The 8926-nt window shown below is 63.4% G+C and carries 9 protein-coding genes and 1 pseudogene; 4 read left to right on the top strand and 6 right to left on the bottom strand.

Features of this window, described 5'->3' with window-relative positions:
* Positions 1–1315: NAD(P)/FAD-dependent oxidoreductase (locus Q0S16_RS00570; RefSeq protein ID WP_295843889.1), on the bottom strand; the 1315-nt coding region annotated here is incomplete at its 3' end.
* 189 nt (positions 1316–1504) lie between these two features.
* Between Q0S16_RS00570 and Q0S16_RS00565 the strand changes: the two genes are divergently transcribed.
* Entirely contained in the window at positions 1505–2389 is an 885-nt protein-coding gene (locus Q0S16_RS00565; RefSeq protein WP_295843888.1) for a YiiX/YebB-like N1pC/P60 family cysteine hydrolase, read from the top strand.
* Between the two features lie 7 nt (positions 2390–2396).
* On the opposite strand, the gene Q0S16_RS00560 is transcribed toward Q0S16_RS00565, so the two are convergent.
* The 5 genes from Q0S16_RS00560 to Q0S16_RS00540 form a co-directional block, all read right to left on the bottom strand.
* Positions 2397–3248, bottom strand: a complete 852-nt coding sequence (locus tag Q0S16_RS00560; RefSeq protein ID WP_295843885.1) for a carbohydrate ABC transporter permease — start codon at positions 3246–3248, stop codon at positions 2397–2399.
* Positions 3245–4123, bottom strand: coding sequence for a sugar ABC transporter permease (locus tag Q0S16_RS00555; protein ID WP_295843883.1), 879 nt, complete (start codon positions 4121–4123; stop codon positions 3245–3247). The genes Q0S16_RS00560 and Q0S16_RS00555 overlap by 4 nt, the downstream gene beginning before the upstream one ends.
* A 168-nt stretch (positions 4124–4291) precedes the next feature.
* The gene (locus Q0S16_RS00550; RefSeq protein WP_295843880.1) at positions 4292–5674 is read right to left on the bottom strand and encodes an ABC transporter substrate-binding protein; all 1383 of its coding nucleotides are present in this window, start codon (positions 5672–5674) and stop codon (positions 4292–4294) included.
* 140 nt (positions 5675–5814) lie between these two features.
* Positions 5815–7023 carry an MFS transporter gene (locus Q0S16_RS00545; protein ID WP_295843878.1) on the bottom strand — a complete coding sequence of 403 codons (1209 nt, stop codon included), beginning with the start codon at positions 7021–7023 and terminating at the stop codon, positions 5815–5817.
* A gap of 125 nt (positions 7024–7148) precedes the next feature.
* Positions 7149–7466, bottom strand: coding sequence for a metalloregulator ArsR/SmtB family transcription factor (locus Q0S16_RS00540; RefSeq protein ID WP_295843876.1), 318 nt, complete (start codon positions 7464–7466; stop codon positions 7149–7151).
* 110 nt (positions 7467–7576) lie between these two features.
* Between Q0S16_RS00540 and Q0S16_RS00535 the strand changes: the two genes are divergently transcribed.
* The 3 genes and pseudogenes from Q0S16_RS00535 to Q0S16_RS00525 form a co-directional block, all read left to right on the top strand.
* Entirely contained in the window at positions 7577–7954 is a 378-nt protein-coding gene (locus tag Q0S16_RS00535; protein ID WP_295843890.1) for a metalloregulator ArsR/SmtB family transcription factor, read from the top strand.
* Positions 7947–8489: an arsenate reductase ArsC gene (locus Q0S16_RS00530; protein WP_295843873.1), complete on the top strand. Its 543-nt coding sequence runs from the start codon at positions 7947–7949 to the stop codon at positions 8487–8489. The genes Q0S16_RS00535 and Q0S16_RS00530 overlap by 8 nt, the downstream gene beginning before the upstream one ends.
* A gap of 3 nt (positions 8490–8492) precedes the next feature.
* Positions 8493–8926 (top strand): annotated as a pseudogene (locus Q0S16_RS00525) (arsenical-resistance protein); the annotation flags it as partial.

The following is an 8926-nucleotide window of genomic DNA, read 5'->3' as shown; positions in this document are numbered from 1 at the left end:
TCAGCGCCGCTTCGGCGGCGCGATCGCCACTTTCCCAGGCGCCGTCCACGGTGCCCGACAGCGTCTCATGGGTGGCCTCGCCAGCGAGAAACAAATTCCCCATCGGTTCAATCAATGTCCGGCGCGACGCCTGGCCGCCGGGGGCCGCCGCGGACATCGCGCCCTGCACGAACGGCGAAGCATTCCAGCGCGTCGCACTGCTCTTCCGCACCGCTGCCTTGATATCGCTGCCGAACAGTTTCGTCAGCCATTCCACCGCGAAGCCAACCATCGCCGCCTCGCCCTGCGCCGACAGATCGCGGCCGAAGGCGCCAGCGATATCGACCGTGCACAACGACGTGCCGCTGATATTGGCGAACAGCGCACCCGTGCGCCCATCAAGGCTCTGCTCGATCAGCGTCTCGTCTCGTCCAAGCCCGAGCGGATTGCCGGCCAGTTGCAACGCGATGCGGTCATAGCTGCCGAGGTTGAGTTTCGCCGCGGCATCGAGCTGCCGCTTCGGCAGTTCCGGCGTGAACCGGATCGCACCCGACGCCAGCACATTGGACGACACGGTGACGATTACCGCGCGCGCCGCGATACGGCCCGACGCCGTCTCGACCCCGATGTCACGGCCGCTCCAGACGACGCGCGTCGCCGGTGTCGACAGCGCCACCGGGATGGCTTCGCCGAGCCTGGCCAGCAGCGCGCCGAGGCCCTGCTGCGTGGCGACAGCAATGGCGCGGTCCTGCGCGCGGAACTGATCCAGCACCGACAGATCCTTGAGATCCTTGCCGGTGGCCGAGGCGCCGAGCAGGAAATCAATGGTGCCGGCCCAGTCCCCCAGATCCTTCGGCAACACCGCCGCGCAGGCGCCGTCACCACCCTTGCGCGCGGCCTCGTCGATGGCGCGGTTGGCGCGCACCAGGGTCGCCAGCAGATCCTCGGTCTCGCCGGCGCGGGCATTGCGGCGGCCGATGCGCAGGCGCTGGCTGGGCGGCGACGGCGCGACATCGACGCCGGCACCGCGTGCCAGCTTGACCAGCGCATTGGTTTCCGGCGTATGCAACCAGCGCGCGCCGCGGTCGAACGGCGCCTCGAAAGTCGTGGCATCAGTGCTGCAACGGCCGCCGATCTTGCCGGACGCTTCCAGCACCAGCACCTTGCGGTTGGCGGCCATCACCCGGCGCGCGGCGGCAATGCCGGCCGCACCGGCGCCGATCACGACAATATCGGCCTCGCGCGGCAATGCCGCGCCCCACGCCCTTGCGCCGAGCAGCGGCGCCAGCGCCAATGCCGTCGACGCCGACAGGAAGTCGCGGCGCGAAATTGTCATGGCATGGTTTCCGAAACTTTGAGAAGCGCGAGGATGTCCGGCAAACTTTGCCGGATTCACCGGGGAGCGGCAACTCTCATGGTGAATCAAGCATGACGGGCCGCGCGCCGCATGAACCAAATCGAAATGGCTCTTGACCATGATTGACCTGAAGGAAGCGGCCGTTACGAGCCGCGGGGAGTGACGATCATGGGATTGGTGCTCGATACGGTCGGAAAATGGATTGCGGGCTATCTCCAGAAGGAGCTGCCGGGCTATGAGCCTTTCACACCCAGCGATCCGGAACGCCTGCGCGACGTGATCCAGGAAGGCGACGTGCTGCTGGTCGAGGGCAACAACCATATCTCCGGCATCATCAAATATCTGACCCAGTCGACCTGGTCGCATGCCGCGCTCTATGTCGGGGTGATCGATGGCGCTTCCGAACCCGACGGCGAGCCGCATGTGCTGATCGAGGCCAATATCGGCGAAGGCGTGACCTCGGCGCCGCTATCGAAATATTTCTCGTATCACACAAGGCTGTGCCGGCCGGTCGGGTTGTCCTTCGAGGACCGCACCACCGTGTGCCGCTACGCGATCAACCGGATCGGCTTTGGCTACGACACCAAGAACATCGTCGATCTGATGCGTTTCCTGATTCCGCTGCCGGTGCCGCAGCGCTGGCGTCGCCGCATGATCGCATTCGGCTCCGGAGATCCCACCAAGATCATCTGCTCGGCGCTGATCGCGCAGGCCTTCGACGCCGTGCGCTATCCGATCCTGCCGAAGATCACCCGCGCCGGCAGCCGCCAGGCGCGCCGCGAAATCCTGCACATCCGCGATTCCTCGCTGTACATGCCGCGGGACTTCGACATCTCGCCCTATTTCGACGTCGTCAAACCGACCATCGAACTCGGCTTCGACTACACCGCCCTGCACTGGGCCGACAAGCAGAAACCGCTCCGGGAGGTAGCGGGCGCTATCGGCTCGTTTCCCGAAACCACCCCCGCGCCGCCGCTCGTTCCTGCGACGACTGGTCCGCAAGCGTCGATTTTTGGCGAACAAATGAGGGCGGGGATCCCGCGGGTGGCGTGACGCGCGGTTACGACTTCACCGCGCCCGCCGTCAGACCGCCGACCATGTAGCGCTTGAAGGCGTAGTACATCGCCGCCGGCGGCAGGGCGTAGATCAGGCCGGTCGTCATCAGCAATTCCCACGGCGAATCGTCAGCGGCGAGAAAGTTGCCGAGCGCCACCGGCAGCGTGATCTCGGTATCCTTCGACAGCAGCAGGAACGCGTAGAGATATTCGTTCCAGGCCAGCAGCACGGCATAGGCGCCGACCGCCACCAGCGACGGCATCATCAGCGGCAGATAGACCATGCGAAACAGCTGCATGGTGGTGGCGCCGTCCATGATCGCAGCCTCGTCGAGTTCGACCGGCAGCTTGTCGGAAGCCTGCTTCAGCACCCAGATCGCATAGGGCGAAGCGATCGTCACCATCGCCAGGATCAGCGCCCAGTGATTGTTGAGCAGGCCGTAATTGCCCATGGTGCGGTACATCGGCACGGCCAGGAACGCCGCCGGAATGAAATAGGTGAACAGCGCCAGGTTCATCACCAGCCGCCCACCCGGCACCCGCAACCGCGAGATCGCGAATGCCGCCGCGGTCGCGATCAGCAGCGTCAGCACGCCGGCCGACAAGGCGATCACCGTCGAATTCCAGAACTGCGCCCAGAAGTCACGCAAAAAATAATGCTGCTGGCGGAACACGATCTCGAAATTGTGCAGCGTCGGATGATCCGGCCACAGCTTGCCGGCAAAGGCATCCTGCTTCGGTGAGATCGCGAACAGGAACAGATGATAGATCGGCAGCATGGTCCAGATGAAGACGGGAATGCCGATCAGCAGCAGCTTTGCTTCGGCGCCAACTTCGCGCAGGGAAGGGAGTCTCATCGCGACAACCGTTTCATCATGAAATACACCAGCGGCAGTACCAGCGGCAACGCGCAGACGATCGCCGCCATCGACAAATCGAGCTGGTCGAGACGCAGATAGCGAATGCCCAGCGTCGCCAACACATGGGTGAGATCGGCCGGGCCGCCGCCGGTCAGCAGATAGACGCTGTTGAAATCGCCAAGCGTCCAGATCATCGAGAGCAGCGTGCAGGTGATGTACAGCGTGCGCATCGACGGCCAGGTGATGAAGCGGAATTTCTGCCACCAGCTGGCGCCGTCGACTTCCGCCGCCTCGAACTGGTCGTCCGGAATCGCCAGCCTTCCGGTCATCAGGATCAGCGTCCAGAATGGCAGCGATTTCCAGATATGCATGCCGATCGCCATGGTCAGCGCGATGGTGGGATCGTTGAGCCAGTTCGGTCCGTCCTCGCCGGTGAATTTGAAGATCAGATTATTGACCATGCCCCATTCGGGATTGAACATGAATCGCACCGACAGGATGGTCGGGATCGACGGCACCGCCCAGGGCAGGATGAACAGCACCGACAGCCATTTGATCCAGGTCCGCGACTGGATGAAGAATCCCGACAGGCCGAGCGCGATCAGCATCTTGATGTTGATGCCAATCACCAGGAAGATCAGCGTGTTGATCGCCGCGCGCGCGAAAATCGGGTCGTTGTACAACGCGACATAACTCGCCGGGTGTCGGGCCAGCCACAGGCCGTAGCCGACCGGATAGACCACGAAGGCCGCGAACACGAGCATATATGGCGCCAGCAGCGCCAGTCCCCAGACATGCGGCGTCGACAGCCGCGACGACCACGGCTTTCGCGGGATGGTGTCGTGGCGGGTAGAGAGCGTGATCGAGGTCATGCACTGCCTATCATCGTTTCGTCCAACCCCAATCGGTCATTCCGGGGCGCAAGCGCCGCGAGGCGATTGCGAACCCGGAATCCCGAAATGAGAGGTACAGGGACAGAGCCGCCTGAGGTTCCGGGTTCGCTCGCGCTGCGCGCGCTCGCCCCGGAACGACAGTGACTGCTAACCCGCCACCTGCTTGATCCGCGCGATCAGCTCATCAACCGCCTTGTCGACCGGTACCTTTTCGCTGACGACGCGGTTCATCGCCTTGGCCCAGACGTTCTCGTTGTTCAGGATCGTGAACTTGTAGTTGCGCACGAAATCGAAGGTCGAGGTGCCCGCCTTGAACTGGTTCCAGACCGCCTTGCGATGGTGATCGGCCTGCCAGAACGGGCTGGCCTGTCCGGCGATCGTCACCGGAAACCAGCGGCCCAGCGCGCCTTCGACATAAGGCTGCAGGTTTTCCTCCTGCAGCAGGAATTTGACGAATTCCTTGGCCTGCGGCTTGTTCTTCGAGGCGCTGAAGATCATGCCGGTCTTGACGTCGGAGCGATATTTGATCGGCGTGCCGTCGGGCTTGTTGGGGAACGCCGCGGTGATGATGGTTTCCTCATAGGCCTTCTTGCCGGCCGCGCGCTGCTCCGGCGTCAGCGCCTGGTTCTGCGAATCCTCGAACCATTTTCCCGCGATCGAGATGGTGAAATTATGCGTCATCACGGTGGTGCGGTTGTGGAAGGCGACGTTGTTGTCGGGGTCCTTCCAGGTCGTCGAGGAGGGCGGCGTGCAGCCCTTGATGTAGGGATCGGTGTAATCCTTGAGCGCGCCGATCAGGCCCTCGCGAACCTTGGGATCGTCGACCAGCAGTCTGCCGTCATCATCCACCAGCCGGACATTGTAGGCGTCCATGAAGGTGTAGAACGACTGGAAGGAGTCGGTGGATTCGACGCCCATCGGCATGCCGATGCCGTAGCCGCGGGTGCCGGACGCCTTGCGATAGGCCGGCTGCACCTTGTCGCACCAGAATGACCAATAGCCCTTCCAGTCGGTCGGAATGTCGCTGACCTTGAAACCGGACTGCTCCAGCATGTCGCTCCAGATCTGCACATGCATCGACTGCTGCTTCAGCGGGAAGCCGTAATAGGCCTTTTTCTTGGTCTGGTCGTTATAGAGATAGGCGGTCTCGATGGTGTTGGGCGCGAAGGCCGACTTCATCGGCGCCAGGATGTCGGTGAGATCCTCGAGCTTGCCCTCGAACGCCCATTTGCCGGAGGCCTGGACGTCATAGGTGTCGGCATAGGCGACGTCCGGCGGCGTGCCGGAATCCAGCGCCGCCACGGTCTTCGGGATCATGTCCTGGATGGCATATTGCGACAGCTCGACCTTGATGCCGGTCTTGGCCTCGAACTTCTTGATCGCCGCGATCAGCGAATCGTCCTCGGAGCGATAAAACCCCTTGCTGAACCAGACCGTGATCGATTGTTGCGCCAGCGCGGGCGCCGCGCTGTAGAACAGGCCAATGGCCGCAATGGTGATTGCAAGCGGACGCGTCGTCTTGAATGCCACGATGGTCTTCCTCCCCTGGTCGTTTATTTTCGGCCAGACTACCGAATTCCAACGTGCCGTCCAGAAGAGACCATGCTGCAGTGCCGAGCCAGGCGAAATAAGCGCGGGACGAATAGCGGCGCTAAATGCCCGCTTGGCTTTCAGGTTTCGATCGCTGCGGGATCATCCTCGCTTCGCGGGACAACCGGCGTAGCACGCGACGTGCTGTGCAGCAGGCATAACGCGAGCAAGGCCGACAGGCTGAGCGCCGATGACACCAGCAGCACCCGGCTGCCGATGATGTCGATCAGTAAACCGAAGGCCAGCGGCGCGGCGGCCTGCGCCATTCGCGCGGGAGCGCCGAGCAGGCCGAGGCGGTAGCCATAATTCTCCGGACCGAAGATTGCGAGCGGCAGCGTGCCCCGCGCAATGGTCAGGATGCCGTTGCCGGCGCCATGAAAGATTCCGAATACACCGGCTGCGCCGCCGCCGGCCAGCGCCAGAATGCCGGCGCCGATCGGATGGGTGAGACAGGCCAGCCGCGTCGACAACAGCGGATGGAAGCGGCTGAGAAAGCCGGCTTCGAGGATTCGTGCCAGCACCTGCGCCGGGCCGATCAGCGCGCCCGCGGTGATCGCCTGCACGCTGGTGGCGCCGGCTGCCTCCATGATGCGCGGCAGATGCGCCGCCATCGCGCCGGTGACGCTCCAGGCGGCGGCGAAGGCAAAGGCCAGCAGGATCATGCCGCGGTCAATCGGAAGATGCGGCTTCGCCACCGCGGTTTTCGGCGCGCCCGACTTCTCGCGGCTTACCGACGGCAGGAAGATCAGATTGAGCGGGAGGCCGATCACGATATGCGCCGCCGCCCAGGCAAAGCAGGTGTTGCGCCAGCCGATCGTCTCAAGCCCCCACGCCGTCAGCGGCCATCCGATGGTGCTGGCGAGGCCGGCGAGCAGCGTGATGCCGGTAATCGCGCGCCTCGCCTGCTCGCCATAGATCCGGCCGAGCGCCGCGAAGGCGGCGTCGTACAGGCCGAGGCCCATGCCGGCGCCGAGCAGCAACCACGCCAGCATCAGAACGGGGATCGAGTGCGCGAAGCCCAGCACCGTCAGCCCTGCCGCCAGGATCAGGCTGGAGCCAGACAACACCTGGCGCCCGCCGAATTGATCGATCTGCCGCCCGACCCGCGGGCCGAGCAGCGCCGAGATCACCAGCGACGCCGAGAACGCCGCGAACAGCCAGTTGCTGGAAATACCGAGATCATGCGCGATCGGATCGGCGAGGATCGCGGGGAGATAGTAGCTGGAAGCCCAGGCCAGGGTCTGTGTGGTACCGAGCGCGAGGATGAGGGGAAGCTGGCGCGGGGTCATTTGGTCGATTTGATCGTCGGGGACATCGGGATCGGGTCTCGTTGTCGTGTGGCGCTGCCGATGAACCGCTGCGGCGAGCATTGACCGCCATAGCTAACGTTATCATCGAAATCCAAACAGACCCCTCAGGCGGAAGAATCGGTGGTGATGTTGTCTGCCGCATCGGCGCAGCATTCGGCGACGAGGAATTCCACCAATCCATTCATCACGGTGTAGTTAGCATGGCAGACGAGGGTGGTGGCATCGCGGACCTGGGTAATGAGCCCGGCGACGACCAGGGCTTTGATATGATGGGACAGCGTTGATGGCGCGATCTTCAGTTTTTCCTGCAGGCGTCCCACGGCGAGGCCTGCCGCGCCGGCGCGAACCAGCGAGCGATAGATCCTGAGCCGGGTCGAATTGCCCAGGGCCTCGAGCTTGGCGGCGGCGTCATCGACTTTCACCGCAACAAATTGGCGGACAACGCCAGAACCGTCAATCGATATTTCCGGAATATTCGAAATATAGACGACGGCATCTTGACGCCGGCTTGAATATCGATAAATCTAGATACATGGAATTTGAACAAGCCATCCTTGCATTCGCGGCGCTCGCGCAACCCACCCGGCTCGAAGTCTTTCGCTTGCTGGTGACGCACGAGCCGGACGGGCTTGCCGCCGGCGACATTGCCCGCGCCTTGGCGGTGCCACAGAACACAATGTCCTCCCATCTCGCGGTGCTGGCGCGCGGGGGACTGGTGGTGGCCCTGAGACAGGGCCGTTCGATCAGCTATCGGGCGGACGTCACACGGGTAGGGGAAGTCATCCGGTTCCTGATGGAAGATTGCTGCGGCGGTCGCGCCGAAATCTGCGCGCCGCTGATCGAAAGCCTGAAGCCATGCTGTCCGCCCACATCGAAGGGCAAGTCCCAGAAAGCCAAGGCCCATGTCTGATCACGCTCTTTCCGGCCGGATCTACAACGTACTGTTTCTCTGTACCGGCAATACGGCCCGCTCGATCCTGGCGGAATCCATCCTGCGCAAGGATGGCGGCGGCAAGTTCCACGCCTTTTCCGCTGGCAGCCAGCCGAAAGGCAGCATCAATCCCTTCGCGGTGAAAGTGCTTGAGAGCTTCCAGTATCCGAGCGATGGACTGCGCTCCAAGAGCTGGCAGGAATTCGCGACGCCGGATGCCCCGGTAATGGATTTCGTGTTCACGGTTTGCGATAACGCCGCCGGCGAATCCTGCCCGGTCTGGCCAGGCCAGCCGATGACCGCGCATTGGGGTATCGAAGATCCTGCGGCCGTTACCGGGCCCGACTTCGAAAAGGAAGCCGCCTTCGTTGCCGCGCTGCGCTATCTGAAGAACCGCATCAACATTTTCACCAGCCTGCCGCTCGGCAGCATCGACCGGATGTCACTGGGCGCGAGGCTGCGCGAGATTGGCCAGGCTGAAGGCACGACGTCGTCGCGCCCGGGCGTGGCCTGAGCCATGACCACCTTTGAACGTTTCCTGTCGCTCTGGGTCGCGCTGTGCATCGTGGTCGGCATTGCGCTCGGCCACGTTCTGCCCGGCGCGTTTGCGACCATCGCCGGCGCCGAGATCGCCCGGGTCAACCTGCCGGTGGCGGGGCTGGTCTGGCTGATGATCATCCCGATGCTGCTAAAAATCGATTTCGGCGCGCTCGGTGAAGTGAAAAAGCACTGGCGCGGCGTCGGCGTCACGCTGTTCATCAACTGGGCGGTGAAGCCGTTCCCCATGGCGCTGCTGGGCTGGATTTTCATTCGGCATGTGTTCGCCCCGATCCTGCCGCCGGAGCAGATCGACAGTTACATTGCCGGCCTCATCCTGCTGGCGGCGGCGCCCTGCACGGCGATGGTCTTCGTCTGGAGCCAGCTGTGCAGGGGCGACCCCTACTTCACGCT

The sequence above is a fragment of the Tardiphaga sp. genome, from assembly GCF_025356345.1.
Classification (GTDB): Bacteria; Pseudomonadota; Alphaproteobacteria; order Rhizobiales; family Xanthobacteraceae; genus Tardiphaga.
The sequence above is the reverse complement of the archived record's forward strand: the minus strand, read 5'-3'. Positions and strand labels throughout refer to the sequence as shown.